The 24,888-nt window shown below is 62.7% G+C and carries 27 protein-coding genes; 13 read left to right on the top strand and 14 right to left on the bottom strand.

Features of this window, described 5'->3' with window-relative positions; all coding sequences use genetic code 11:
• Genes AFIC_RS10165 through AFIC_RS10150 form a run of 4 tightly spaced genes read left to right on the top strand, consistent with a single transcriptional unit; the run spans position 1 to position 3,273 of the window.
• A complete protein-coding gene (locus AFIC_RS10165) occupies positions 1 to 864 on the top strand; it encodes a branched-chain amino acid ABC transporter permease (protein WP_275246117.1) in 864 nt (287 codons plus the stop codon).
• A complete protein-coding gene (locus tag AFIC_RS10160) occupies positions 861 to 1,808 on the top strand; it encodes a branched-chain amino acid ABC transporter permease (RefSeq protein WP_275246116.1) in 948 nt (315 codons plus the stop codon). Before AFIC_RS10165 ends, AFIC_RS10160 begins: the two co-directional genes overlap by 4 nt.
• Positions 1,805 to 2,539, top strand: coding sequence for an ABC transporter ATP-binding protein (locus AFIC_RS10155; protein ID WP_275246115.1), 735 nt, complete (start codon positions 1,805 to 1,807; stop codon positions 2,537 to 2,539). Before AFIC_RS10160 ends, AFIC_RS10155 begins: the two co-directional genes overlap by 4 nt.
• Positions 2,536 to 3,273, top strand: coding sequence for an ABC transporter ATP-binding protein (locus AFIC_RS10150; RefSeq protein ID WP_275246114.1), 738 nt, complete (start codon positions 2,536 to 2,538; stop codon positions 3,271 to 3,273). The genes AFIC_RS10155 and AFIC_RS10150 overlap by 4 nt, the downstream gene beginning before the upstream one ends.
• 72 nt (positions 3,274 to 3,345) lie before the next feature.
• Here the strand turns inward: AFIC_RS10150 and AFIC_RS10145 are convergent, their stop codons facing one another.
• The 3 genes from AFIC_RS10145 to AFIC_RS10135 form a co-directional block, all read right to left on the bottom strand.
• Positions 3,346 to 3,891, bottom strand: coding sequence for a carboxymuconolactone decarboxylase family protein (locus AFIC_RS10145; protein ID WP_275246113.1), 546 nt, complete (start codon positions 3,889 to 3,891; stop codon positions 3,346 to 3,348).
• Positions 3,892 to 4,015: 124 nt separating this feature from the next.
• Positions 4,016 to 4,708 carry a MarR family winged helix-turn-helix transcriptional regulator gene (locus AFIC_RS10140; RefSeq protein WP_275246112.1) on the bottom strand — a complete coding sequence of 231 codons (693 nt, stop codon included), beginning with the start codon at positions 4,706 to 4,708 and terminating at the stop codon, positions 4,016 to 4,018.
• A 203-nt stretch (positions 4,709 to 4,911) separates the two neighbouring features.
• The gene (locus AFIC_RS10135) at positions 4,912 to 5,268 is read right to left on the bottom strand and encodes a YbaN family protein (protein WP_275246111.1); all 357 of its coding nucleotides are present in this window, start codon (positions 5,266 to 5,268) and stop codon (positions 4,912 to 4,914) included.
• A 217-nt stretch (positions 5,269 to 5,485) separates the two neighbouring features.
• Between AFIC_RS10135 and AFIC_RS10130 the strand changes: the two genes are divergently transcribed.
• Positions 5,486 to 5,950 (top strand): cupin domain-containing protein, encoded by a 465-nt coding sequence (locus AFIC_RS10130; protein WP_275246110.1) that lies wholly within the window; start codon positions 5,486 to 5,488, stop codon positions 5,948 to 5,950.
• A gap of 148 nt (positions 5,951 to 6,098) precedes the next feature.
• Positions 6,099 to 7,058 carry a tRNA dihydrouridine(20/20a) synthase DusA gene (gene dusA / locus AFIC_RS10125; RefSeq protein ID WP_420833324.1) on the top strand — a complete coding sequence of 320 codons (960 nt, stop codon included), beginning with the start codon at positions 6,099 to 6,101 and terminating at the stop codon, positions 7,056 to 7,058.
• On the opposite strand, the gene AFIC_RS10120 is transcribed toward dusA, so the two are convergent.
• From AFIC_RS10120 to AFIC_RS10095, 6 genes are all read right to left on the bottom strand, one after another.
• Positions 7,059 to 7,571, bottom strand: a complete 513-nt coding sequence (locus AFIC_RS10120) for a TIGR02281 family clan AA aspartic protease (protein ID WP_275246108.1) — start codon at positions 7,569 to 7,571, stop codon at positions 7,059 to 7,061.
• A gap of 43 nt (positions 7,572 to 7,614) precedes the next feature.
• The gene (locus tag AFIC_RS10115) at positions 7,615 to 7,830 is read right to left on the bottom strand and encodes a DUF1289 domain-containing protein (RefSeq protein WP_275246107.1); all 216 of its coding nucleotides are present in this window, start codon (positions 7,828 to 7,830) and stop codon (positions 7,615 to 7,617) included.
• A gap of 58 nt (positions 7,831 to 7,888) precedes the next feature.
• The gene (locus AFIC_RS10110; RefSeq protein WP_275246106.1) at positions 7,889 to 9,466 is read right to left on the bottom strand and encodes a sensor histidine kinase; all 1,578 of its coding nucleotides are present in this window, start codon (positions 9,464 to 9,466) and stop codon (positions 7,889 to 7,891) included.
• Positions 9,467 to 9,635: 169 nt separating this feature from the next.
• Entirely contained in the window at positions 9,636 to 10,352 is a 717-nt protein-coding gene (locus AFIC_RS10105) for an MgtC/SapB family protein (RefSeq protein ID WP_275246105.1), read from the bottom strand.
• 23 nt (positions 10,353 to 10,375) lie between these two features.
• Entirely contained in the window at positions 10,376 to 11,380 is a 1,005-nt protein-coding gene (locus AFIC_RS10100; RefSeq protein WP_275246104.1) for an inorganic phosphate transporter, read from the bottom strand.
• Positions 11,381 to 11,392: 12 nt separating this feature from the next.
• Positions 11,393 to 12,034 carry a DUF47 domain-containing protein gene (locus tag AFIC_RS10095; RefSeq protein WP_275246103.1) on the bottom strand — a complete coding sequence of 214 codons (642 nt, stop codon included), beginning with the start codon at positions 12,032 to 12,034 and terminating at the stop codon, positions 11,393 to 11,395.
• Between the two features lie 254 nt (positions 12,035 to 12,288).
• Here AFIC_RS10095 and AFIC_RS10090 point away from each other — a divergent pair, with 254 nt between their 5' ends.
• The 3 genes from AFIC_RS10090 (at position 12,289) to AFIC_RS10080 (ending at position 15,889) form a co-directional block, all read left to right on the top strand.
• Entirely contained in the window at positions 12,289 to 13,398 is a 1,110-nt protein-coding gene (locus AFIC_RS10090; RefSeq protein ID WP_275246102.1) for an Mrp/NBP35 family ATP-binding protein, read from the top strand.
• Positions 13,399 to 13,539: 141 nt separating this feature from the next.
• Positions 13,540 to 14,628, top strand: coding sequence for a TRAP transporter substrate-binding protein (locus AFIC_RS10085; RefSeq protein WP_275246101.1), 1,089 nt, complete (start codon positions 13,540 to 13,542; stop codon positions 14,626 to 14,628).
• Positions 14,629 to 14,800: 172 nt separating this feature from the next.
• Positions 14,801 to 15,889: a TRAP transporter substrate-binding protein gene (locus AFIC_RS10080; RefSeq protein WP_275246100.1), complete on the top strand. Its 1,089-nt coding sequence runs from the start codon at positions 14,801 to 14,803 to the stop codon at positions 15,887 to 15,889.
• 85 nt (positions 15,890 to 15,974) lie between these two features.
• Here AFIC_RS10080 and AFIC_RS10075 read toward each other — a convergent pair whose 3' ends face one another.
• The 5 genes from AFIC_RS10075 to AFIC_RS10055 form a co-directional block, all read right to left on the bottom strand.
• Complete coding sequence (locus AFIC_RS10075) at positions 15,975 to 17,387, bottom strand: TRAP transporter large permease (protein ID WP_275246099.1); 1,413 nt, start codon at positions 17,385 to 17,387, stop codon at positions 15,975 to 15,977.
• Positions 17,388 to 17,402: 15 nt separating this feature from the next.
• The gene (locus AFIC_RS10070) at positions 17,403 to 17,912 is read right to left on the bottom strand and encodes a TRAP transporter small permease subunit (RefSeq protein WP_420833391.1); all 510 of its coding nucleotides are present in this window, start codon (positions 17,910 to 17,912) and stop codon (positions 17,403 to 17,405) included.
• Between the two features lie 182 nt (positions 17,913 to 18,094).
• A complete protein-coding gene (gene moaA / locus AFIC_RS10065; RefSeq protein ID WP_275246097.1) occupies positions 18,095 to 19,126 on the bottom strand; it encodes a GTP 3',8-cyclase MoaA in 1,032 nt (343 codons plus the stop codon).
• Between the two features lie 116 nt (positions 19,127 to 19,242).
• Positions 19,243 to 19,686, bottom strand: coding sequence for a PEGA domain-containing protein (locus AFIC_RS10060; protein ID WP_275246096.1), 444 nt, complete (start codon positions 19,684 to 19,686; stop codon positions 19,243 to 19,245).
• A gap of 167 nt (positions 19,687 to 19,853) precedes the next feature.
• The gene (locus AFIC_RS10055) at positions 19,854 to 20,537 is read right to left on the bottom strand and encodes an HAD-IA family hydrolase (RefSeq protein WP_275246095.1); all 684 of its coding nucleotides are present in this window, start codon (positions 20,535 to 20,537) and stop codon (positions 19,854 to 19,856) included.
• A gap of 137 nt (positions 20,538 to 20,674) precedes the next feature.
• Here AFIC_RS10055 and rpiA point away from each other — a divergent pair, with 137 nt between their 5' ends.
• The 4 genes from rpiA (at position 20,675) to AFIC_RS10035 (ending at position 24,622) form a co-directional block, all read left to right on the top strand.
• Positions 20,675 to 21,385: a ribose-5-phosphate isomerase RpiA gene (rpiA, locus tag AFIC_RS10050; protein ID WP_275246093.1), complete on the top strand. Its 711-nt coding sequence runs from the start codon at positions 20,675 to 20,677 to the stop codon at positions 21,383 to 21,385.
• A gap of 11 nt (positions 21,386 to 21,396) precedes the next feature.
• Positions 21,397 to 21,900: a DUF2059 domain-containing protein gene (locus AFIC_RS10045; RefSeq protein ID WP_275246092.1), complete on the top strand. Its 504-nt coding sequence runs from the start codon at positions 21,397 to 21,399 to the stop codon at positions 21,898 to 21,900.
• A gap of 63 nt (positions 21,901 to 21,963) precedes the next feature.
• Positions 21,964 to 23,349 carry a glutathione-disulfide reductase gene (gene gor, locus AFIC_RS10040; protein WP_275246091.1) on the top strand — a complete coding sequence of 462 codons (1,386 nt, stop codon included), beginning with the start codon at positions 21,964 to 21,966 and terminating at the stop codon, positions 23,347 to 23,349.
• A gap of 115 nt (positions 23,350 to 23,464) precedes the next feature.
• Positions 23,465 to 24,622: a YncE family protein gene (locus AFIC_RS10035; RefSeq protein ID WP_275246090.1), complete on the top strand. Its 1,158-nt coding sequence runs from the start codon at positions 23,465 to 23,467 to the stop codon at positions 24,620 to 24,622.
• Positions 24,623 to 24,888 lie beyond the last annotated feature (266 nt).

The following is a 24,888-nucleotide window of genomic DNA, read 5'->3' as shown; positions in this document are numbered from 1 at the left end:
TTGCATCTGCTGATACAAATTCTGGTCAACGGCGTACTGCTCGGAGGGCTGTACGCCGTTATGGCCTTGGGCCTTGCATTGGTCTGGGGTGTGCTCAACATCGTCAATCTGGCGCACGGAGCATTCATCATGCTCGGCGCCTATTTGTCGTGGCACCTCTATACGTATCTTGGCATCGATCCCTTCCTCGGACTGCCGATTACGGCGGTGGCGATGTTCATGGTCGGCTATGTCATGCAACGGGGGCTTTTGAACCTCGTCGTCAAGGCGCCGATGTTCAACACGCTGCTCATCACCTTCGGGCTGGAAGTCGTGCTGACCTATCTTGCGCAGCTCGCATTCTCCGCCGACTTCCGCACCATCAATCCGTCCTACGCGGGTGACAGCATCCAGGTCGGCACCGTCGTGCTGCCGCTGGCGCGGCTTCTCGCTTTCGGCATAGCGATCGTCCTGACGCTCGCGATGTGGCTGTTTCTTCTTCATACCCGGCTTGGCCGCGCCATTCGCGCAACGGCGCAGAATCTCGTCGCCGCGCGCCTCTATGGTGTCGAGCCCCGCCATCTTTATGCGATGACCTTCGGCATCGGCATCGGCCTCGCCGGTGCGGCGGGCGGTCTGTACGGCACGGTGTCGCAGATCAATCCCTATATCGGCGCGACGCTGACGGCCAAATCGTTCGCGATCGCCATCATCGGCGGTCTCGACAATCCGCTCGGCGTGATCGTCGGCGGCCTGTTCCTCGGCATCATCGAATCGCTCGCGGTGCTCTACATCGGCGCGACCTTCGCCGACGTGGCGAGCTTCGGCGTGCTGGTGCTGGTGCTGATCGTGCGCCCCAGCGGCCTGCTTGGAAAAACAGCATGAAAGCGCTTCGCATCATCCTCATCCTGATCGCGCTGGCTGTTCTGATCGCGGTGCCGTGGTTCGGCTCCGACGTGCTGGTGCAGTTCGGCATCAACGCGCTGCTGCTGGCCGTGCTGGCGCAGGGCTGGAACATCATCGGCGGTTACACCGGTTATGCTTCCTTCGGCAATTCGGCGTTCTACGGTCTGGGAAGCTACGGCGTCGGCATCGCCATGGTTCAGTGGGATCTGCCATTCGGCGTCGGCCTCGCCTTCGGCGTGTTGCTGTCTGTCGCGTTCGCTATTCTGCTTGGCCTTCCGGTGCTGCGGTTGAGGGGCCATTATTTCGCGATCGCGACGCTGGCGCTGGCGCAGGTGATGGCCGCCATCGTCTCCAACGTGAAGCTGGCGGGCCAGAACATCGGCCTCGTGTTGCCGCCGTTGAACAACGACATGCTGTTCTATGAATCCGCGCTTGCGTTGCTTGTCGCGGCCACGCTGACGATCTGGTGGCTGTCGCGCAGCAAGTTCGGTTTCGGCCTGATCGCGATCCGCGAGAACGAGGAGGGCGCCGCGGTGATGGGCGTCAACACGACGCTCTACAAGGTGATGGCATTCGCGCTGTCGGGCGTGTTCAGCGCGCTCGCGGGCGGCATCCACGCCTACTGGGTGACCTTCATCGATCCGGAAAGCGCGTTCGACATCAGCCTCAACGTCAAGATGATCATCATGGCGGTGTTCGGCGGTCCCGGCACCGTTCTCGGCCCGATCGTCGGCGCGTTGTCGCTGTCCGCCATCTCCGAAGTCCTGTCCAGCGAAGTCACCAGCATCGCGGGCCTGTTCTTCGGCGTCGTGGTGGTCGCGGCGGTGGTGCTGATGCCGCGTGGTCTCGCAGACATCATCCGTCAGTTCCGCAAGACGGGCTGGCGCTATTTCTCCGAAAACATCAAGGCGACCCGGCTGTGAGCGCTATTCTCGATGTTCAGAACGTCACGCGGCGCTTTGCCGGCCTGATCGCCGTCAACAACGTCAGCTTCTCGTTGCAGCCGAAGGAGATCCTCGGGATCATCGGCCCGAACGGCGCGGGCAAGACGACGCTGATCAGTCTGATCAGCGGCACGGTCGCGCCGACCTCCGGCGACATCCTGTTCGAAGGCAAGTCGATCAACGCGTTGCAGACGTACCAGCGCGCGCGGATCGGCATCGGCCGCACCTTCCAGATCATGCGGCCGTTTCCCGGCCTGTCGGTACTCGACAACGTGGCGGTCGGGGCGCTGTTCGGCCATGGCGGTGGTGAATCGCAATTGTCGCGGGCGCGCGAGATGGCGCGCGCGCAGCTTGATTTCGTCGGTCTCGGCGCATTCGTCGATCAGCGCGCCGATGAGTTGGGCGGGCCGGGCCGCAAGCGGCTGGAGCTGGCAAAGGCGCTGGCGATGCAGCCGAAGGTGCTGTTGTGCGACGAGGTGATGGCCGGCCTCAACCACGTCGAGATCGACGAGGTGATCGACGTCATCCGCAAGGTGCGCGACGAGGGCATCAGCGTTCTCGTCATCGAGCATGTCATCAAGGCGATCAAGAGCCTGTCCGACCGGCTCATGGTGCTGCATCACGGCGAGAAGATCGCCGACGGCGATCCGGACACCGTTCTTTCCAATCAGGCTGTTGTCGAAGCCTATCTCGGCAAGAGGCGCGCATGACGATGGCGGCGGTTGCGAACAAGACAGATGCGATGTTGAGCTTGCGCGGCGTCAGCGGCGGCTATGGCGGCATGCCGGTGCTCAACGATGTGTCGCTCGACGTCTATCCGGCGGAGATCGTGGCGCTGGTCGGCAGCAACGGCGCGGGCAAGACGACATTGCTGCGCGCGCTGTCGCGCGTTCTGGCCTGCACGGGTGAGATCATTCTCGACGGCAAGAACCTCGTGCCGATGACCTCGGACCAGGCATTCGGTGTCGGCCTCGTGCAGGTGCCGGAAGGGCGGCAGTTGTTCGACCGCATGACGGTGCAGGACAACCTCCTGATGGGCGCGTTCCAGCGCAAGGACAAGGCGGGTGTCACGCGCGACCTCGACAAGATGTACACGCTGTTTCCGAAATTGTCGGAGCGTCGCCGTCAACTCGCCGGCAGCATGTCCGGCGGCGAGCAGCAGATGTGCGCGATGGCGCGCGGCCTGATGGCGGCGCCGAAACTGCTGATGATCGACGAGATGAGCCTCGGCCTCGCGCCGGTGATCGCCGAGCAGTTGATGGACGTGCTGGCCTCGATCCGCAATGACGGTGTGACCGTGCTGCTTGTCGAGCAGGACATCCATCTGGCTCTGTCGGGCGCGGATCGCGGCTACGTCATGGAGACGGGGCGCATCGTCCATAGTGGCACGGCCAAGGACCTGATCGACGATCCGCAGGTGCGCAAGGCGTATCTCGGGCTCTAGCTCGCGGCCCCGTCCATGATCGCACAAAGCCTGCCGCCATATTCATGGCGGCAGTTTTGTTTGTGGGCTGCGTCAGGCGACCTTGCGAAACGCCACCGCCGGGAAATCCAGCGGCACGTCGAAGGCGACGTTGACGTAATTAGTGAACAGATTGAGCGCGACGTGGGCGAGGATTTCGACGATCTCCTCGTCGCCGAAGCTGGCCGCGCGCAACGCCTGAACGTCTTCATCACTGATATGGGCGCGGTGTTCGACCACCTTGAGAGCGAAGGTGAGTGCCGCCGCGGTCCTGGGATCGGACGAACGCCCGGCCTGCGCATTCGCCATCTGCTCCGCTGTTGCGCCGGCCTTCTGGCCAAGCACGGTATGAGCCGACAGGCAATATTGGCAGGCATTACGGTTGGCGATGGCGACAGCGATCTGCTCGCCCAGCTTGGCCCCGATCTTTCCGCTGCCGAGGGCTCCGAACGATCCCCACATGCTCTTGAGAGCGGCGGGGGAGTTCGCGACGGCGCGAAACATGTTGGGCGTGACGCCGAAGGCGCCGGTGATGTCCTTGAGAAGGGGGGCCGCGGCCCCACTTGCGGACGCGGGATCGACGAGATTTACTCGGGTCATGAAGACTCTCCTTGCTTTGCGGTAGGGTGGTTTTCATACGCGGCCGCCGATGCCAGTCGGCGGTCGCACTTCTTCAACCGGCAGATGATTTGTGGTCGATCTGCCGGGGAAGCTCACGGAAAGCTCATATCGCTCCTTCGATGCCGGACGCCGGTGCATTGCCGCTCCATGCACCCCAGTTCGAGCGGGCTGCGTTCGGTGCGGCGGCTTCGTATTCATTGCAATCGAGGCGCAAATGCCGGTCGCCGAACGGCGCATCGACGAACGCGCAATGATGCGGCCGCACTGGATCGGCGTGCGAATGCGGGTTGAAGTAGCGGCAACCGATGCACATGCGCTGGATGGGAATATCGCCAGCGTCCTGCAACCCGCGGATGATCTTCATCAGCGAGCGTAGAAAGGCGGTCTGCTCGGCCGCGTCGAGCGTGTCGAGGGCGCGCAGCAGGAAGTCCGGCCAGTTGGCGACACGATCCGCGAGTTCTTCGCCACGCGCCGTCAGCGTCACGGATACGGCCCGGCCATCGTCCTTGCAGCTTCGTCGCGCCGCGAATTTCTTCTGCACCAGCGATTTGACCGCCTCGCTCGCGGTCGGGGCGGTGACGCCGAGCGCCGCGGCGATTTCGTCAAGACGTAAACCGCGCCGTGCGTTTTTGAGGATGACAACCGTCTGGCCTTGCGTCGGCGTGAGGCGCTCAGGGCTTCCATCGCGCCATGCGTGATGTTTGAGGGCAATGCCGATCTTGGCGAGCCCGGCGCCCGCGCGGGTTGCGACCGGCTGGCTGGCGGCTTCGAAATCGAAGGGCGGCTGTTTGCTCACGGCCAATGCTCCAGGATGGCCGGACAATAATTAGGACTCCTAATTGAGTCAATGTGGAATCCTGAAATGTCCGGCGAAGCGGATTCCGGCTCCCCGGCCGCTCGCCTTGGTGTTGGTGGAAAGGAAATCGGCCGGAAAATGGATGCTATCATCCAAAGGCGAAAGCGGCGGCCGTGCCCGGTCGCTTTAAGCCCCGAGCTCAATCACGCCGACGGCCTGCTGAAAACGTACGCGAGGCCTGAAAGCATGATGATCCCGACGCCCGCCATCAGCAGCGGGCCGGGGTGGCTGCCCATCCAGAACGCGATAAAGCCGACGCTCATGCCAGCGAGCGCCATGAGCTTCGCCTTGCGTGGAATTGCACCGCGTTCGCGCCATGCGCGCAGCATCGGCCCGAAGAGCGGATGCGAGAGCAGCCAGTTTTCCAGCCGTGGCGATGAACGCGCAAAGCAGGCTGCGGCGAGGATGAGGAATGGTGTCGTCGGAAGCACGGGCAGGAATGCGCCGATGAATCCAAGGGCAACGCACGCCAGACCGAGAATAAGATAGATAACGCGCATTGGAGATGGCTGTGCCGACTGCCTTGGTGTGATCCGAACCGGCAGAATGGCACAGGGCGGTGGCTTTCTCAAAAGCAATAGGCTGGAGGGTCTCTAAACGCGTGGATGGCAATTCTGGGAATGCGCGTCTTGTCCGGCATCGATACGCCCTATAAGATATATGTAGAATACATTTTAAAAAGCGTCATTGGTCTGTTCCATGCGGAGAAAGAGAAACATGCGGAAAATGCTCAAAGCCGTGTCCGTATCATTCGGGATTGCTGCGTTGCTTGCGATGACGGGTGTCGCGGGCGCTGAAAATTTGCTCACCTTCGATGCGGCGGCGCTCAATGCGCTACCGGGCAAGACGACGCCCGGTAAATCAATCGTTCGGCCGTTCCTGCAACAGGGCGGCGATGTCGTTTCCGCCCGCGTCTCGTTGCCGGCCAACAGCGATATCGCCCCGCATCCGCATCCGGCCGGGAAGGTCGCCATCGTTGTGGTCCTGTCCGGCGATTTCCAGGTCGGCCTTGGCGACAAATTCGATGAAGCCGGCCTGAAAACGGTTGCGCCGGGCGGCGTCATCGTCCTGCGCGATACCGACCCCAAGCACTTCGCCCGCACCGGAAACGGCCCGGTCGAACTGATGCTGGTGGCGGCACCCAAGGCATCTGTCGCGCCGGTGTGGTTCGGAGGCAAATAGCGCGGCTTGTATCGCCGGGCACGGAACCTGAGGACGCGGGCGGCGCAAGGGCGGTCTGCCCGGGTCGATCGCCCTTTACCCGGAGCGGCAGATTGGACAAAAGAGGGGCATGAATCGTCTCTCGCCCACGACTTTTTCTGTGGCCCCAATGATGGACTGGACCGACCGGCATTGCCGCGTCTTCCATCGTGCGCTGACGCGCAGGGCGCTGGTGTATACCGAGATGCTGACGACGGGCGCGGTGATCCGCGGCGACCGCGAGCGGCTGCTGGGTTTTGATGCCTGCGAGCATCCGGTGGCGCTGCAACTGGGCGGGTCCAATCCGCGCGATCTCGCGGAGAGTGCGAAGATCGGCGAAAGTTTTGGTTACGACGAGATCAATCTCAATGTCGGCTGTCCCTCGGACCGCGTGCAGGATGGCCGCTTCGGCGCCTGCCTGATGATGGTGCCGCAACTGGTCGGCGATTGCGTGGCGGCGATGAAGGCTGCGGTCCGCGTGCCGGTCACGGTGAAGTGCCGCATCGGCGTCGACAATCAGGACCCGGAACAGGCGCTCGACGTGCTTGCGCGAAGCGTGGTGGCGGCAGGCGCCGATGTCTTGATCGTGCACGCCCGCAAGGCGTGGCTCGATGGATTGTCGCCGAAGCAGAACAGGGACATTCCGCCGCTCGATTATGGTCGGGTCTATCGGCTGAAGGCGGCGATGCCGGACGTGACGATCTCGATCAACGGCGGCATCGCATCGATCGCGCAGGCGAAGGATCATCTCAGGCACGTCGATGGGGTCATGCTCGGCCGCGCCGCCTATCATGAACCGTGGCGGTTGCTCGCTGTCGATCCCGACCTGTTTGGTGCGTCAGCGCCCCACGCCTCGATGCATGAAGCCATCGAGTCGATGTATCCCTATATCGAGCGGGAGCGCACGCGCGGCACGCGGTTGCACGCGATTACCCGCCACATGGTCGGCGCGTTTCATGGCGTGGCCGGTGCGCGGGCATTCCGCCGCGCGCTGGCGGAAAATTGCGTGAAGGCCGATGCAGGCGTTGAGCAGTTGCGCAACGCTTTGAAACTGATTGCACCCGCCGAGACTGAAGGCGCCGCTGCCTGATTAGGGATAGCCGCGCAGCAGCAGCCTGTCGGGGCGGACTTCCCAGCTTTCAAGCCTGTTGAGGAAGCTCATGCCGAGCAGGTTGGTTTTCAGCCGGCCGCGCGGCACCACGAGCGCAGGCACCGACAGTTCGACAAGTTTTCCGACCGCCAGCCGGTCGAGCGTGACGCGCGCCGCGCGGACGTGACCACCCGCGGTCTCGACCTCGACATCATAGGTCGCGAGATCGAGCGGCAGGCCCGCGGCTTTCGCGGTCTCGTAAGTGAGCACGACCGATGTCGCACCGGTGTCGATCACCATCGGCGTCTTGACACCATTGATCCTGGCGCGGAGCGCGAATTCACCGCTATGGGTGCGGGAAATTTCCACCGCGCGGGTATTGCCGCGGGTGTAATGGCTGACTGCGTTCAGCGCGGTGCGCTTGGCGCTCTCGAAGCCGCTCGGATTCTGCACGGCGTAGATCGAGCCGGCGGTGCCGAGCAGGACGATGATGACCGTTAGAAGCCGGATCATGATGCGCCCGCCATGATGCCGTCTGCCTTGGCGCTGTTGGAGATCAGCAACTGACCTCGAGCCAGCGCACCAGCGCGGGCGGCACGTTCATGCCGGCATCGGCCATGCGCCGTACCAATGTGACCATGATCGCGGCTCGCTCCTCGGGCGTGAGAGCGGCCCAGTCTGAAATCTCCGATATCGTCCGGCCGCAGCCCAGACATAGCCCGGTCTCGGGGCTCATCACGCAGACGGAGATGCACGGCGACTCGTAGCTCATGCCTCCTATAAAGGCCCCCCAATGTCTCGGCGCAAGCCGTGCGTGTCGCCGCCATGGCTCAGAGTCCCGTTCCCGCATTCATGATGGGGCGTCCGCGCGGCCGGTGCCGTTCGTCGGTCATGTCGGACTGGTCCGGTTGCAGCGGCGGGCCCTCCGGCATCGGGGCCAGCGCCGCCATCACCCGCTCGGGCGGGAAGGTGATAATGACCTCGGTGCCGATGCGCAGCTTCGATTTCAGCGTGAAGGTGCCGCCGTGCATGTCGATCAGGTTCTTGGCGATCGGCAGGCCGAGGCCCGCGCCTTGCTCGGCCGACTTGATCGAGTTCGAGCCTTGCCCGAAGGATGCCAGCACGATCGGGATTTCATCCTCGGGAATGCCGGAGCCGGTGTCCTTGACGCTGAGGTACTGCCCGCCGGATGCGGTCCAGCCTGATTTCAGCCAGATCTCGCCGCCCTGCGGGGTGAACTTGATGGCGTTGGACAAAAGATTCAGCACGATCTGGCGCGTGGCGCGCTCGTCGCCCCACAGCTTGGGCATTTCATCCTCGAAGACTTCGTGGATGGTGATGCCCCGGCTCGATGCGCGCAGCTTCAGAAGGTGGTGACAATCGGCGACGACATGGACGAGCGAGAACGGCTCCTCGTTCAGCTCGTAGCGGCCGGCCTCGATGCGCGACAGATCGAGGATCTCGTTGATGAGATTGAGAAGGTGCACGCCTGAATTATGGATGTCGGCGGAATAGTCCTTGTAGACGGCGACTTCATGCGGGCCGAAAATCTCGCTCTTCATTACCTCGGAAAAGCCGAGAATGGCGTTGAGCGGCGTGCGCAGTTCGTGACTCATCTGCGCGAGAAAACGCGACTTCGAGACGTTGGCGGCCTCGGCACGGTGCCGCGCTTCATCCGAGATGGCCTTGGCCTGTTCAAGCTCGCCGATCAGCGCGTCCTTTTCGGCGCGCGCTTCCAGCGTGGCCAGCGTGGTCGAGTGCAGGCGGTGGGCGAGCAGGGCGAAATAGCATTCTGCCGCGACCGCAAGCGCCGCGAGAATGTAGGCGTCGAGCGTTCCGCGAAGCACGAAATTCAGCGCGATCGCCGCCGTCACCGGAATGGTCGAGGCGAAGGCCGCGATCGGCAGGCTTGCCGCGAGCATGCTCGACACCGCGACGACGAGCAGCATCAGGAACAGCATCAACGTGTTCGACACCGCGTCGATGCCGGAGGGATGAACCAGGATCAGCGTCCAGCCGAGACCGTAGAGCAGGTCGAGCGCCACGAAACGGAGCCGCCATTTGCGCGTGGTCGCGGGCGACGGCGGCAGGTTCAGGAATATCGAGCAGAGGCGGATGACGACGGCATGAATCGCCAGAATCCCGCAGGTCCAGATGCCCGCATACAGCGCCGGCAACCAGAGGCTGGTGAGCGCTCCCGTCGCGACGACGAGCAGGATCACCACGAGCGAGGCGGACATGCGCGTCTGGGCATATTGACGCAGCAGTTCGTGATCGAATGCGGGCCGGGTGCCGCTCGACGAGGTCAGGCGGTCGCGCGCTTCCCTCACACGCTGGGCGGCCACGCGCCGCGTCCTGGCAGGCGCAGCGGCCACGCTATCGGCCGGAGAGGGCACGAGATCACTCATTTACAAACAAATTCCCGGTACGCGCAGGGCACGGATTTTCCCGCCTCCATTTCTGGCGGGAAATTCTTAAGAGGGGCCTTAAAGACAGATTTAATCAGGTTAATGAAAAGTAAATTTGCGGCGTGCCGCCGCCATGCGGCCGTGCCTTTTCGGTATGAGCCGAACGGGATCAGGTGGCGGACGAGTTGTCGGCAGCCGAGCGGCTGATGAGGTCGACCCGGCGGATCGCCGGAACCTCGTTCAACCTGTTTTTGAAATCCGCGATATCCTGCGAGGAGACCTTGTTCAAAAGGACGAGGATTTCGTCGTTACCCTCGTCTCCGCTGCGATTTTCCACCACGAAGCGTTTGATCTGGCTGACCCGCAGCGACAGTGTCTGACGCAATTCCTCCGGGGTCAGCGCGCCGCGCTCCGCCGAGATCTTGAAATGGACGGTCTGGTTGCGGGCCCGATAGGCCTCCTCCAGCGGCTTCACACCGGCCAGAATGATCAGGATCAGGATGGTGGAGGCGGTGCCGGCGAAGTAAAGGCCGCCGCCGATGGCGAGTCCGATCGCCGCGACGGTCCAGATGCTGGCCGCCGTGGTCAGCCCCTTGATGATCTCGCCGCGCGCGAGGATCGAACCCGCGCCGAGAAAGCCGATGCCGGAGACCACCTGGGCTGCGATGCGGGAAGGGTCCAGCACGGTGTGCTGCTGGTCGAGTACGCCCGCGAATCCATAGGCCGACACGATCATGATCAGACAGGAGCCGACGCACACCAGCATGTGGGTGCGGATGCCGGCGGCCCAGAGCAGGCGTTCGCGTTCGAAGCCGACCATGCTGCCCAGAGCGGCGGCGGCGGCCAGCCGAAGAAGGATTTCGACGTTGCTGATGTTGCTGATCATCGGCGCTCCATCTCGCGGGGGAGCTAATGAAAGATCGGAACGAGCCAATACACAAGAGCCGCGACGGTGGCGGCGGCGGGAATGGTGATGATCCACGCCACCACGATGGAGCTTGCGATGTTCCAGCGGACGGCGGAGAGCCGTCGCGCCGAGCCGACGCCGACAATGGCGCCGGTGATGGTGTGGGTGGTCGAAACCGGAACGCCGAGCGCGGTCGCCGCAAACAGCGTCAGCGCGCCGCCTGTTTCGGCGCAGAAGCCCTGCATCGGATTGAGGTGGGTGATGCGGCTGCCCATGGTGCGCACGATCCGCCAGCCGCCCATCAGGGTGCCGAGCGCCATCGCCGTCTGGCAGGCCAGAACGACCCAGAGCGGGACATGAAAATGGTCGCCGCCATAGCCCTGCGAGAACAGCAGGATCGCGATGATGCCCATGGTCTTTTGCGCATCGTTGCCGCCATGGCCGAGCGAATAGAGCGATGCGGAGCCGAATTGCAGGATGCGGAAGGCGCTGTCCACCATGAAAGGCGTGGAGCGCGCGGAGCACCACGCCACGACCACCATCAGGATGAGCGCGAGCACGAATCCAACCATCGGAGACAGGAAGATCGCAACAATGGCTTTGGTGAGTCCCGACCATTCCATGGCGGCGATGCCGGCCTTGGCGAATCCCGCGCCGACCAGCCCGCCGATCAACGCATGGGAGCTGGAGGAGGGAATACCCGCCCACCAGGTGATGAGATTCCAGCTGATCGCGCCCATCAGGGCTGCGAAGATCACATGCGGATCGACGATGCCGGGATCGATGATGCCGGTCCCCAGCGTCTCGGCGACGTGGAGGCCGAAAAACAGGAACGCGATGAAATTGAAGAAGGCCGCCCACAGCACCGCATATTGCGGCTTGAGAACGCGCGTGGAAACGATGGTTGCGATCGAATTCGCTGCATCGTGCAGGCCGTTGAGAAAGTCGAACAGCAGCGCGACCGCGATCAGGCCGATCAGGAACTGGGGCGTGAGTGAAGCGGTCACGAGATTGTCCGGTCAGACCTGTTCAATCACGATGCTGTTGATCTCGTTGGCGACGTCGTCGAAACGGTCCGCGACTTTCTCGAGATGATCGTAGATTTCGGAGCCGACGATGTAGTCCATGGCGTTGCCGCTGCGGTGCTTGAGGAAAAGTTTCTTCAGGCCAAGATCGTGCAGGTCGTCCACCTTGCCTTCGAGCCGTGTCAACTCCTCGGTGATGGAGGAGAGCGTGCCGACGTTGGCGCCGATCGATTGCAGGAGCGGGATGGCGCGCACCACGAGTTCGGCGCAATGCTGGATAATGGCGCCCATCTCCTGCATCGGCTGGTCGAATTCCTTGACCTCGAACAGCCGCACCGTTTTCGCGGTCTGCTGCATCTGGTCGATGGCGTCGTCCATCGCGGCGATGAGGTTCTTGATGTCGCCGCGGTCGAAGGGCGTGATGAAGGAGCGCCGGATCGCCATCATCACCTCGCGGGTGATGTTGTCGGCTTCGTTCTCATACTGGCTGATCTTGTCGCAGTAGAATTCGATTTCGGCCCCGCCCCGGAGCATGCCCTGGAGGGATTCCGCTCCCTCGACGAGCGTCCGGGAGTGTCTGGCAAATAGCTCAAAGAACGAATGTTCCTTTGGCATCAATGCCTTGAACCACCGCATGAATGTATCCCCGCTACCGCTTCGTGTGAACCTTTTATGTCATTTTTGTTGCGTGTCGCAGAATTTTCCGCGTCAAAAATCTTCATCCACCGCTTTAAGGAGGATCAATTCTGGGCCGGTTGGACTGAAAAAATGCCGCCGGGGCAGCGGTGGTACCGCCGGTGTCGTGGTGGTATGACGATTCCGATCGCGAAGACGGGGAGGCCCGCCATGGGGGAAAAGACCCCGCGATCCGGCTGGCAGGAGACCCCGACGTGAGCGTGACCAAAGACGACGTTTTGAGCAGTTTAGCCAGGATTCAGACCCCCCAGGGGGTGCCGCTCCCGGCCGCGAAGGTCTTGTCCGAGATCACGGCAATCGACGGCAAGGTGTTTTTCTCCCTGACGGTGGATGCGGCGGAAGCCCGCGCCTGGGAAGCGATCAGGGCCCAGGCGGAGGCGGCGGTACGCGCCCTTCCGGGGATCAAGACGGTGATGGTCGCGCTGACGGCCGAGCGGCGCCCGGGCTCCGGGCCGGCAGGTGGCGTAAAGCCGGCGGCCTCGCATCATCACGGCGCGGGCGGGGATTCGCCGATGGGCAGGCAGAAGGCCATTCCCGGCATCAAGACCATCATCGCGGTGGCTTCAGGCAAGGGCGGGGTCGGCAAATCGACAACGGCCCTCAATCTCGCGCTCGGCCTGCGTGACCTCGGGCTGAAAACCGGGCTGCTCGACGCCGATATCTACGGACCGTCGGTGCCGAGGCTGACGGGCCTCAAGGAGATGCCGAAGCTCACCGACGACAAGAAGATGATCCCGTTGCAGCGCTTCGGCCTGACGCTGATGTCGATCGGATTCCTGGTGGCGGAAGAAACCGCGATGATTTGGCGCGGGCCGATGATCCAGTCGGCGGTCAAGCAGATGTTGCAGGATGTCGCCTGGGGAGAACTCGACGTGCTGGTGGTCGATATGCCGCCGGGGACTGGCGACGTCCAGCTTTCGCTCGCCCAGCATGTGCCGCTGGCGGGCGCGGTCATCGTCTCGACGCCGCAGGATCTTGCCCTGATCGACGCGCGGCGCGGAATCACGATGTTCAAGAAGGTCGACGTTCCGACCCTCGGCATTATCGAGAACATGAGCTATTTCCTGTGCCCGCACTGCAATACGAGGTCCGATATCTTCGGGCATGGCGGGGCGCGGCATGAAGCGGAGCGGCTCGGCGTTCCGTTCCTGGGCGAAATACCCCTCGATATCGCCATTCGCGAGGGCTCGGATGAGGGCCGCCCGGTACTGGAGAGCGATCCGTCCGGCAAGTATGCGGAAATCTATCGTGCCATCGCCGAAAAGATCAAAAACGGATTGCGGTTGCAAACGGCCGCTGCCTGAGCGGCAGAATTTCGAGGCCCGCTCTTATGCGACCTTGTGTTTAGCATCGCTGCACGACTTGTCGCGTTTTGAACTTGAAAGTTCCGTGCTAGACGGCAAGTTTAGCGGACTCGAAGGTCTGCCATAGGGAGGTAGGAGTATATGAAGCGTCGCGATTTTCTCAAAGTCACGGCTGCGGGCGCAGCAACGGCGGCCGTCGCCTCGCCGGCGATTGCTCAATCGTCGCCTGAGGTCAAATGGCGGCTGACGTCCAGCTTCCCCAAGTCGCTGGATACGATTTATGGCGCGGCCGAGCTGATGGCGAAGCAGGTCGCCGAAATGACCGATAACAAGTTTCAGATCCAGGTCTTCGCCGCTGGCGAAGTCGTGCCGGGTCTGCAAGCGCTCGATGCCACCTCGAACGGCACCGTCGAAATGTGCCATACGGCAACCTATTATTATGTCGGCAAGGACCCGACCTTCGCGATCTATGCGGCTGTCCCGTTCGGCCTCAATGCGCGCATGCAGAACTCCTGGTGGTATCAGGGCGGCGGCGAACAGCTCGCCAACGATTTCTTCAAGAAGCATGGCGTGATCGCACATCCCTGCGGCAACACCGGCACCCAGATGGGCGGCTGGTTCCGCAAGGAGATCAAGACCGTTGCCGATCTCTCTGGCCTGAAGATGCGCATCGGCGGCATTGCCGGGCAGGTGCTGGCGAAGCTCGGCGTCGTGCCGCAGCAGCTTGCGGGCGGCGACATCTACCCCTCGCTGGAAAAGGGCACCATCGACGCGGCCGAGTGGATCGGTCCGTATGACGACGAGAAGCTCGGCTTCAACAAGGTCGCGCCGTACTACTACTATCCCGGCTTCTGGGAAGGCGGCCTGATGGTCCACTCGCTCACCAATCTTGAGAAGTGGAATGCGCTGCCGAAGCACTATCAGGCCATTCTGGCCAACGCGAACGCCAACGCCAATACGCTCATGGCCGCGCGTTACGATCTGCAAAACCCCGGCGCGCTGAAGCGTCTGGTCGCGGGCGGCACGCAGCTTCGCCCGTTCAGCAATGAAGTGCTGGAGGCGGCCCTGAAGGCCACCAACACCCTGTGGGCTGAAATCTCGGCGAAGAATGCGGATTTCAAGAAGTCGATCGATGCGATGCAGGCGTATCGCGGCGACGAATATCTGTGGTGGCAGGTCGCCGAATACACCTTCGACAGCTTCCAGATCCGCTCGCGCACCCGCGGCTGATCGGTCCACGGCAAAGCCAATCGAAGCCCGGCCTTTCAGGCCGGGCTTTTTGCTGCGCGGAATATTCTGTTGCGTTGCACAGGGACACTCCCGTGCGGGAGCCCGGCGATAATCCTTTTTTGGCGCGCGTAATTCCGATAGACCCGGTTCCAGCATAGTCCGGGGGATATTCATGAAGCGTCGCGATTTTCTGAAAGTGTCGGCAGCGGGTGCCGCAGGCGCATCCATTGCATCCCCGGCCATCGCGCAGTCGATGCCCGTCATCAAGTGGCGGATGACGTCGAGCTTCCCGAAATCGCTCGATACGCTTTTCGGCGCGGGCGTGATGATGGCGAAGCAGGTCGCCGAAATGACCGACAACAAATTCCAGATCGAGGTGTTCGCCGCGGGCGAACTCGTTCCCGGTTTGCAGGCACTCGACGCGGCCGCGAACGGCACCGTCGAGATGAGCCACAGCGTGGCTTACTACTATGTCGGCAAGGACCCGACCTTCGCGATCTATTCCTGCGTGCCGTTCGGGCTGAACGCGCGGATGCAGAATTCATGGTGGTACCAGGGCGGCGGCGAACAGCTCGGCAACGCCTTCTTCCAGAAGTATGGCGTGATCGCGCATCCGTGCGGCAACACCAACACCCAGATGGGTGGCTGGTTTCGCAAGGAGATCAAGACGCTCGCCGATCTGCGCGGCCTGAAGATGCGCATCGGCGGCATCGCCGGGCAGGTGATGGCGAAGCTCGGCGTCGTGCCGCAGCAACTCGCGGGCAGCGACATCTATCCGGCGCTGGAAAAGGGCACCATCGACGCGGCCGAATGGGTTGGGCCTTACGACGACGAAAAGCTCGGATTCCAGAAGGTCGCGCCGTTCTATTATTATCCCGGCTTCTGGGAAGGCGGCCCGATGATCCATGTCTTCACCAATCTGGCGAAGTGGAATTCGCTGCCGAAAAACTATCAGGCGATCGTCGCCAATGCGATGGCGAACGCCAACATCTATATGGCGGCGCGTTATGACGAGCAGAATCCGGCGGCCTTGAAGCGCCTTGTCGCGAGCGGCACGATGCTGCGTCCCTTTAACAAGGACATTCTGGAAGAGGCGCTCAAGGCGACGAACGAATTGTGGGCGGACCTGTCCGCCAAGAATCCGAGCTTCAAGCAGTCGATCGATGCGATGCAGGCCTATCGCAACGATGAGTATCTGTGGTGGCAGGTCGCCGAACTGACGTTCGATAGTTTCCAGATACGCTCTCGAAGCCGCGGCTGATGCGGGAAACGTCTGACGGCGTGTAAAAGCCCGGCCTGTGAGGCCGGGCTTTCGCATTTTCAAATCAATTTTCCAGAATAGCCGGCTACTTGAAGTTGGGTATTCCGAGATCGAGTTTCGGCATTTCGATTTGCGGAATCTCGATCTTGACGTTGGTGGTATCGACCTTGCTGGTGTCGATCCAGTAGGTCACCGCGCCTGGCCAGTAGATCACGACGATCACCAGGATGACCTGCATGAACACCCATGGCATCGCGCCCCAATAGATGTCGGAGCTCTTCACTTCCGGCGGTGCGATGCCGCGCAGGTAGAACAGCGCGAACCCGAACGGCGGGTGCATGAACGAGGTCTGCATGTTCACGCAGAGCAGCACGCCGAACCAGACAAGGTCGATGCCGAGCTTGCTCGCGACGGGCGCGAGCAGGGGGATGATGATGAAGGCGATCTCGAAGAAGTCGAGGAAGAACGCCAGGAAGAAGACGAAGATGTTGACGAAGATCAGGAAGCCGACCACGCCGCCCGGCAGCCCCGTCAGCATGTGCTCGATCCAGCGCGCGCCGTCCATGCCCTGGAAGACGAGGCTGAAGCAGGTCGAGCCGATCAGGATGAACACCACCATCGCGGTGAGGCGCATCGTCGAGGTCATCGCCTGTTCGACCAGAGGCCAGGTGAGGCGGCGATGCATGGCGGCGAGCAGGATCGCGCCGACAGCGCCCATCGCTCCGGCTTCGGTCGGCGTCGCAAGGCCGAGGCCGATGGTGCCGAGCACGAGGAAGATCAGGACGATGGAGGGGATCATGCCCCACAGCACGCGGCTGACGAGCCGCCAGTTCATCGGCTCGCGCGCCGATTCCGGAATCGGCGGCATCGCGTTGGGCCGCATGATCGACAGCAGCACGATGTAGCCGAGGAAGATCAGGACTTGCAGGATCGAAGGGCCGATCGCGCCGAGATACATGTCGCCGACCGAACGGCCGAGCTGGTCGGCGAGCACGATCAGAACCAGCGAGGGAGGAATGAGCTGGGTGATGGTGCCGGACGCGGCGATCACGCCGGTGGCGAGCTTCATGTCGTAGCCGTAGCGCATCATGATCGGCAGCGAGATCACGCCCATCGCGATGACGGATGCCGCGACGGTGCCGGTGATGGCGCCGAGGATCGCGCCCACGATAATGACGGCATAGGCAAGACCGCCCGGAACCTTGCCGAACAACTGGCCGGTTCCTTCGAGCAGATCTTCGGCGAGGCCGCAGCGCTCGAGAATGGCGCCCATGAAGGTGAAGAACGGAATCGACAGCAGCAGGTCGTTGGAGATGATGCCGTAGAAGCGGAACGGCAGGGCTTGCAGGAAGGCCGGATCGAAATGGCCGGTCTCGATGCCGATAATGCCGAAGAACAGGCCGACCGCGCTCAGCGAGAACGCAACGGGGAAGCCGAGCACCATGAAGCAGATCATGGTGCCGAACATCAGAGGAGGCATGATGCCGTGGGAAAACATCGTCGTCTCTCGCGGCTATTGAAGCGGAGCTTCGTAATGGGTGTCGATTTTGATCGCACCCTTCAGGGCGGCGATGCGCTTGGCGAGTTCGGCGAGGCCTTGCAGGAACAGCAGCGCGAAGCCGGTCGGCAGCAATATCTTGGCGGGCCACAGGATCAGGCCGCCGGCGTTCATCGAGACTTCACCGGAGCGGAATGAATTGAGGAAGAACGGCCACGTCAGATAGACCAGATAGGCCATGACCGGCAGCAGGAACACGACGAAACCGAAGACGTCGATCCACAGCCGGGCCCGGTCGGATACGTTGGAGTAGAGCAGGTCGATGCGGACATGCTCGTTCAGCCGCAGCGTCTGCGCCGCGCCGAGCAGGACGATGCCGCCGAACATGTACCACTGGATTTCGAGCCAGCCGTTGGAACTGTAGCTGAACAGATAACGGATGACGGCGTTGCCGGCGCTGACGAGGCAGGCGAGCAGCACCAGCCACTTCGCGATATAGCCAGCGACATCGCTGACGCGATCCACCGCGCGCGTGAGTTTAAGAATATCCACTCTGTTAATTCCCCAGATGCTCTCGGCCGGTTGCTTCTTATGCTCCAATAGGAGCAGGCAACCTTGCGGGCACTACAATAGTGGGGCACACAATCAGCGCCTCAGGCTGGCGTCAATTGGAAGTTTGGAGATGTCCGGGGTATCGGGGTGGTATATCAACCACCAGTTACGCTCATGTGGCGGCTGACGCTCGGGCCATTGTGGCGGCGGTCGATCACGAAATCATGGCCCTTGGGTTTCAAGCCTATCGCACGATCTATCGTGGCGCTCAGCAGGGTATCGTCGGGCGACGCACGCAGCGGCTTGCGCAGGTCGGAAGCATCCTCCTGACCGAGGCAGGTGTGCAATGTTCCCGTGCAGGTGATGCGGACGCGGTTGCAGGATTCGCAGAAATTATGCGTCAGCGGGGTGATGAAGCCGAGCTTGCCCCCGGTCTCGCCGACATGGACGTAGCGGGCGGGGCCGCCGGAACTCTCGGAGAGGTCGGCCAACGTGAACTGGGTCGCAAGACGTGAGCGCACCATCGACAGCGGCACATACTGGTCGAGACGGCCGCCGCTGATGTCGCCCATCGGCATGACCTCGATCAGCGTCATGTCCATGCCTTCGCCGTGCGCCCAGCGCATCAGGGACGGGATCTCGTCCTCGTTCATGTTCTTGAGCGCGACGGCGTTGATCTTCACCCGCAGACCGGCGCGCTGCGCGGCCTTGATCCCGGCAAGCACCTTGTCGATGTCGCCCCAGCGGGTAATGGCGCGGAACTTGTCGCGGTCGAGCGTGTCGAGCGACACGTTGATCCGGCGTACGCCGCAATCGGCGAGTTCGGCTGCATATTTCTCAAGTTGAGAGCCGTTGCTGGTGAGCGTCAGTTCTTTCAGAGCACCGCTCTGCAAATGGCGCGAGAGCGAGCGGAACAGCGACATCACGTTGCGGCGGACCAGCGGTTCGCCGCCGGTGAGGCGCAGCTTGCGCACGCCCCTGGCGATGAAGGCGGAACACAGCCGGTCGAGTTCTTCCAGCGTGAGCAGATCGCTGCGGGGCAGGAAGGTCATGTCCTCGGACATGCAGTAGAAGCAGCGCAGGTCGCAGCGGTCGGTCACCGAGACGCGCAGATAGCTGATCGTCCGCCCGAACGGATCGATCATCGGAGTGGTTTTGCCCGTTGTATCCAGAGGAGCGTCCATCATGTTCCGCCAGCATAGGCCGCCCGTCCTCACGGCCGGGCAACCTGCTTTATTTAGGCGCTGCAAGGGCCTGGCACAATCGGCGATCCGACGCAGGGGGGCTTTTTAGACCGAACGGTTCAGCGGACCGGAGGGAACGGCGACAGGCCGGCGGGCGGCGGTGAAGCGGTCGCGGCAGGTGCGGGCTGGGCCGCGGGAGCCGCCGCCTTCGGTTTCGGATGCGGCTTGCGTTTCGGCTTCTTGGGCGGGGTGGCGGGCTGAAGCTCGGCGACCACCGGGTTCGGGTCGAGGATCGGATCGGCGCCGGACTGCTTGACGACCGTGACCTCCATGGTCGCGGGCTGATATTTCGCCAGCGCGTAGGTCACGGTGAAATTCTCTCCCGCCGGGACCTGTACGGAACAGGGTGTTTTACATCCCGGCCCGACGGATGTCGTCGCATCGGCCCCTGGAGGCGTGGAATCCAGTTGCAGGGTCACCTGCGGCGGCGTGGATTTGAACAAATCCGTGGAGGAGCAGCCTGCAAGGCTGAGCCCTGCCGCAACGATGAGAACAACACGCATGGATACATCCGTTTTTGATGTGGCTGGCACACGATCCCCACGGCCAAGCACACAATCCCCGCCAACAAGCATAGGGGTCGCGGCATATGAGCGCAACCGGACGGCGCGGCATCTTAACAGACGCGGTTAATGCGACTTCTGAAGGTGCGACCTAAAATTGATCTATATCAATTACTTGCGGCAACAAGCAGGTCCGTCACCGTAGCCGGAAGATCGCGCATGTGGGAGATCAGCCGGTCGGGGTCGAGATCCTTCACCGCGATCGGCGTGTAGCCGAAATCGACGGCGATGACGGGAACGCCGGCGCGTTTGGCGACGCCGATGTCGGCCCCGGAATCGCCGACCATGATCGCGGCCGCCGGAGTGCCGCCCGCGCGGGCGATGGTCTGGCGCAGGATGGCGGGGTCGGGTTTCTGGACACCGAAAGTATCCGCGCCGCAGATCGCAGCGAAGCGCGCGCTCATGTTCAGGTTGTTGAGCAGCCGGTTGGACAGCCACTCGAGCTTGTTCGTGCAGACGGCGAGCCGGTGCCCCCGGTGTGCGAGTTCGTCGAGCGCGGCTTCGGTGCCTTCAAACGGGCGCGTATTGTCGGAGATGTGATCGGCGTAGAACGCGATGAAATCGTCGGTCATTTTCGAAACGTAATCGGGTGTGCAGACGCGGCCCTCGGCTTCCAGCGCCCGATCGATCATGGCGCGCGCGCCGGCGCCGATCATTTTCCGTGCCGGTGCGAGCGGAACGGGGGACAGCCCCTCGCGCTCCAGCACGAAGTTCAGGGCATTCACGAGGTCCGGCGCGCTATCCACCAGCGTGCCGTCGAGATCGAAAACAATGAGGGGGAGATTGCTCATAATTGTTCGCTACCGCGCAGCCGCCGCCAGCGCAAGGGGCAGGAAAAATCAGCGGATTTCAGGGGGCGCAACCCTGTTCCTCGGGACAAATCGAGAGTAGAAAGCCGCGCCGTCCGGGTGATGGGGGTGCTGGCGCAATGTCGAAGGAAGAACTGAAACGGGCCGCGGCCGCGCAGGCGCTGGCGTATGTCGAAAACGGCATGCAACTCGGCCTTGGCACCGGCTCGACGGCGAAGCATTTCGTGGAATTGCTGGGCGAGCGCGTGCGTGACGGCCTGCGCGTGATCGGGGTGCCGACTTCCGAGGTGACGCGGGCCGATGCCGAACGCTGCGGCGTGCCGCTGACGACGCTCGACGAGATCGACCATCTTGATCTGACCGTCGATGGCGCCGACGAAATCGACCCCTCGCTCAATCTCATCAAGGGCGGCGGCGGCGCGCTTTTGCGCGAGAAGATCGTCGCGGCGGCCTCGGCGCGGATGGTGGTGATTTCCGATGACAGCAAATGGGTGGACACGCTCGGACGGTTTCCGTTGCCGGTGGAAGTCATCCCGTTCGGCCTCGGGGCGACCCGCCATGCGCTGGCGGCGGCATTCGCACAGGCCGGGGTCGGGGGCGAAATAAGCCTCCGGCAGGGCAAGGATGGCCATGCTTTTGTCACCGATGGCGGCCACTGGATCGTGGACGCTCATCTGGGACGCATCCCGGACCCGCCGCGCCTTGCATCGCTGCTCAGCGCCATTCCCGGTGTGGTGGAGCATGGATTGTTCATCGGCCTTGCGAAGACGGTTATTCTGGCCGGATCGCAGGGGCTTCGTATCGTTGATCGGCCGGCAGGCCGGGTTTGAGGAGCTTTGAAATGAAGAAGACGATTTACGCCCTTCTGGCGGCTGGCTTTGTCGGCGTGATGGCAGGCCCGGCTCTCGCGCAGTCGAATCCCAACCCGTCGCCGGCGGCGATTGCGACCGCCAGGCAGATCCTTGCCGACAAGCATATCGAGGAACTCTACAAGGAGGCCGTGCCGAGCCTTGTCGAGCGCGCCAAGGGGACGCTCGTATCGAGCAACCTCAACTATCAGAAGGATCTCAACGAACTCGCGCCCAAGGTGGCGAAGGATCTCGTCGGTGGCGAGAAGGAGATCGGCGACGAGATCGCAAAAATCTATGCCTCCCGCTTCTCCGAACAGGAGTTGAAGGATATCGCCGCCTGGTACAAGTCGCCACTCGGCAAGAAAGTGATCGAGCAGGAGCCGCAGATCTTCGCAGCCTCGCGCAATTTCATGGATCAGTGGGCGCAGACTTTCTCCCAGAAGATCATCGACAAGTTCCGCGCCGAGATGAAGGCGCGCGGCAAGGCCATCTGACGCCAATATACCGGTCATCGCGGCATGCCCGCGAATGACCGGCTTCGGGCGCGCGGGCAGGACATGACAAACTTCGACGTCGATCTGTTTGTGATCGGGGGCGGCTCCGGCGGCGTCCGCGCGGCCCGCATCGCCGCCGGTTATGGCGCGCGTGTCATGATCGCCGAGGAATATCGCTTCGGCGGCACCTGCGTGATCCGCGGCTGCGTGCCGAAGAAGCTGATGATGCTGGCCTCGCTGGTCTCGACCGAGGTGAAGGACGCCGCCGGGTTTGGCTGGACCATTCCCGAAGCGAATTTTGACTGGACCACCCTGATCGCCAACAAGGATAAGGAAATCGCGCGCCTCGAAGGCATCTATGCGACCAATCTGGAAAAGGCCGGGGCGCGGACGGTGAAGGCGCGCGCGGTGTTCGAGGACCCGCACACGCTGCGGCTCTCGACCGGCGAAAAGGTCACAGCCGAACACGTCCTGATCGCGACCGGCGGCATGCCCAATCATGGCGCGGCGATTCCCGGCATCGAGCATGTGATTTCCTCGAACGAGGTTTTCCATCTGGAGAAATTCCCCGAACGCATCGTCATCCAGGGCGGCGGCTATATCGCGCTCGAGTTCGCCTCGATCTTCAACGGCCTCGGCGTGGACGTGACGCTGATCTATCGCGGCGACAACATCCTGCGCGGCTTCGACGAAGATGTGCGCAGGCATGTCCGTGGCGAGATGGAGAAGGCGGGCGTCACGCTTCTGACCTCCTGCACGGTCGATCGCGTGGAACGCCACGGCGACACTTTCACCGCGCATCTGTCGAACGGTTCCAGCGTCGCCGCCGATCAGGTGATGTTCGCCATCGGCCGTCATCCTTGCGTCAACGGGCTGGGGCTGGAAAAGGCCGGCGTTTCGCTCAACCCCGCCAACGGCGGCATCGCTGTCGATGAGCATTCGCGCACCAATGTTGCGCACATCTATGCGGTGGGAGACGTCACCCATCGCATCAACCTGACGCCGGTGGCGATCAGGGAAGGGCACGCCTTCGCCGACACGGTGTTCGGCCACAAGCCGGTCGTGGTCGATCACGACAGCATTCCGACCGCGGTGTTCTCGCAGCCGCAGGTCGGCACGGTGGGGCTCACCGAAGAGGCGGCACGGGCGCGGTATGACCGCGTCGATATCTACAAGGTCGATTTCCGCCCGATCAAGGCGACGATGTCCGGCAGCGAAAGCCGCGTGCTGATGAAGCTTATTGTCGATGGCTCCACGGATCGCGTTCTCGGCTGCCATATCGTCGGCCCCGAAGCTGCCGAATTGACGCAGGTGGTGGCCATCGCCATCAGGATGAAGGCGACCAAGGCCGACTTCGACGCCACCATGGCCTTGCATCCGACGAGCGCCGAAGAACTCGTCACCATGCGCACGCCCACGGCGCGGCATGTGCGGCAAGCGGCGGAATAACTCCCGACCAACTTCGTAGTGGACGAATTTACCCGCGACGGTGTTAGCTGCATTGTCAGGCCGGGGCTGCCCGGGTACCGGCTTGCTCAAAAAACACCGGGGGGAGAGAACATCCATGGTTCATCGAGTACCGCAGACCTGCGCCCTCGTCGTGGCGCTTGCGTTGCTGACGCCGGTGGCGGCGACGGCCCAGATCGCCGTGTCCGCCAATGACGGCAAATCGGCGCTGAATGACGGCAAGCCCGAGATGCGCAATCCGCTCGTGGCGGATTCCGTGTCCATCATCGATCTCAACCAGACGCCGCCGAAGATCATCGGCGAGGTGGCCGCGCCCGCCAGCGCGGTGGGACCGCCGACCAGCGTCGCCATCGCCAGGGATGAATCGATCGCGCTTGTCACCGGCGCGATGAAGGTCGATGCCGAGAGCAAGAAGGTCGTGCCCGATAACAGGCTCTCGGTGATCGACCTCAAGGCGAAGCCGCCGGTCGTGACCGCGACGCTGGAAGCAGGTCCGGGTGCTGCGGGCGTCACCATCAATCCCGCGGGAAATCTGGCGCTCGTCGCCAATCGCAATGATGGCACCGTCTCGATCTTCAAGATCAGCGGCAAGACGCTGACGCCCGCCGGCAAGGTCGATTTCGGCGCGCCGAAATCCGGTCCCTGCGCGGTGGCGTTCACCCCGGACGGCAAGCTCGCTTTCGTCACCCGCGACGGCGACAACAAGGTGTCGGTGCTGAAGATCGACGGCGACAAGGTCGAATACACCAAACGCGATGTCGGCGCGGGTCTGCGGCCCTACGGCATCAACATGTCGCCGAAGGGCGACGTGGCGGTGGTGGCCGATCTCGGCCTCAACAACGGCAACGGCGATGACGACACGGTGAGCATCATCGACGTGAAGGCCAATCCGCCGCGCACCATCGATGCGGTTACCGTCGGCCCGACGCCCGAGGGGATGACGCTTTCGCGCGACGGGCAGTATCTTGCGCTTGCGGTCATGAACGGCTCGAACAAGTCCAGGTCCGCGCCGATCTATAATGACCACGGCTTCCTGAAGATCTATCGCCTCAAGGACAAGAAGCTGTCCTTCGTGACGCAGACGAATGTCGGCCACTGGTGCCAGGGCGTGACCTTCAACAAGGATGCCAGGAAGGTGCTGGTCCAGTGCATGATCGAGAACGAGATCATGGTGTTCGACTTCGACGGCAAGAAGCTGAAAAAGAGCGCCTCGCTGAAGGTGAACGGTCCGGCGGGCATCCGCATCGCCGACTGACGACGAGTCATTCCGGGGCGCGAGCAAAGCGAGCGATCCCGGAATCCGGACGTTCTGGATTCCGGGTCTGCGGCTTTGCCGCCTCCCGGAATGACAGGTGATCGCAAGGCCGCCGCCGGTCCCTAACTGGCGGCGGCCTTTTCGCGCCAGGATTCCGCTCAAGACCGGGCAGGGCGCGGACCCCCGCTTAACTGGTTGACCAGACAGGACGAATTGCGGGTGGAAAGCGGACCATGGGCTGTGTATATAAGCCCCGGCCGATCATG

It is taken from the genome of [Pseudomonas] carboxydohydrogena (genome assembly GCF_029030725.1).
GTDB classification, from domain to species: domain Bacteria; phylum Pseudomonadota; class Alphaproteobacteria; order Rhizobiales; family Xanthobacteraceae; genus Afipia; species Afipia carboxydohydrogena.
Note: the sequence above shows the minus strand (reverse complement) of the source record. Positions and strands in the feature narration are given on the sequence as shown.

Bases quoted from the DNA above. Each gene is read 5' to 3' on its own strand.
- AFIC_RS10160 (WP_275246116.1), top strand. From the start codon at position 861: ATGAAAGCGCTTCGCATCATCCTCATCCTGATCGCGCTGGCTGTTCTG.
- AFIC_RS10150 (WP_275246114.1), top strand. From the start codon at position 2,536: ATGACGATGGCGGCGGTTGCGAACAAGACAGATGCGATGTTGAGCTTG.
- AFIC_RS10145 (WP_275246113.1), bottom strand. From the start codon at position 3,891: ATGACCCGAGTAAATCTCGTCGATCCCGCGTCCGCAAGTGGGGCCGCG.
- AFIC_RS10135 (WP_275246111.1), bottom strand. From the start codon at position 5,268: ATGCGCGTTATCTATCTTATTCTCGGTCTGGCGTGCGTTGCCCTTGGA.
- AFIC_RS10130 (WP_275246110.1), top strand. From the start codon at position 5,486: ATGCGGAAAATGCTCAAAGCCGTGTCCGTATCATTCGGGATTGCTGCG.
- dusA (WP_420833324.1), top strand. From the start codon at position 6,099: ATGATGGACTGGACCGACCGGCATTGCCGCGTCTTCCATCGTGCGCTG.
- AFIC_RS10120 (WP_275246108.1), bottom strand. From the start codon at position 7,571: ATGATCCGGCTTCTAACGGTCATCATCGTCCTGCTCGGCACCGCCGGC.
- AFIC_RS10115 (WP_275246107.1), bottom strand. From the start codon at position 7,830: ATGAGCTACGAGTCGCCGTGCATCTCCGTCTGCGTGATGAGCCCCGAG.
- AFIC_RS10110 (WP_275246106.1), bottom strand. From the start codon at position 9,466: ATGAGTGATCTCGTGCCCTCTCCGGCCGATAGCGTGGCCGCTGCGCCT.
- AFIC_RS10105 (WP_275246105.1), bottom strand. From the start codon at position 10,352: ATGATCAGCAACATCAGCAACGTCGAAATCCTTCTTCGGCTGGCCGCC.
- AFIC_RS10095 (WP_275246103.1), bottom strand. From the start codon at position 12,034: ATGCGGTGGTTCAAGGCATTGATGCCAAAGGAACATTCGTTCTTTGAG.
- AFIC_RS10085 (WP_275246101.1), top strand. From the start codon at position 13,540: ATGAAGCGTCGCGATTTTCTCAAAGTCACGGCTGCGGGCGCAGCAACG.
- AFIC_RS10080 (WP_275246100.1), top strand. From the start codon at position 14,801: ATGAAGCGTCGCGATTTTCTGAAAGTGTCGGCAGCGGGTGCCGCAGGC.
- AFIC_RS10075 (WP_275246099.1), bottom strand. From the start codon at position 17,387: ATGTTTTCCCACGGCATCATGCCTCCTCTGATGTTCGGCACCATGATC.
- moaA (WP_275246097.1), bottom strand. From the start codon at position 19,126: ATGATGGACGCTCCTCTGGATACAACGGGCAAAACCACTCCGATGATC.
- AFIC_RS10060 (WP_275246096.1), bottom strand. From the start codon at position 19,686: ATGCGTGTTGTTCTCATCGTTGCGGCAGGGCTCAGCCTTGCAGGCTGC.
- AFIC_RS10055 (WP_275246095.1), bottom strand. From the start codon at position 20,537: ATGAGCAATCTCCCCCTCATTGTTTTCGATCTCGACGGCACGCTGGTG.
- rpiA (WP_275246093.1), top strand. From the start codon at position 20,675: ATGTCGAAGGAAGAACTGAAACGGGCCGCGGCCGCGCAGGCGCTGGCG.
- AFIC_RS10045 (WP_275246092.1), top strand. From the start codon at position 21,397: ATGAAGAAGACGATTTACGCCCTTCTGGCGGCTGGCTTTGTCGGCGTG.
- gor (WP_275246091.1), top strand. From the start codon at position 21,964: ATGACAAACTTCGACGTCGATCTGTTTGTGATCGGGGGCGGCTCCGGC.
- AFIC_RS10035 (WP_275246090.1), top strand. From the start codon at position 23,465: ATGGTTCATCGAGTACCGCAGACCTGCGCCCTCGTCGTGGCGCTTGCG.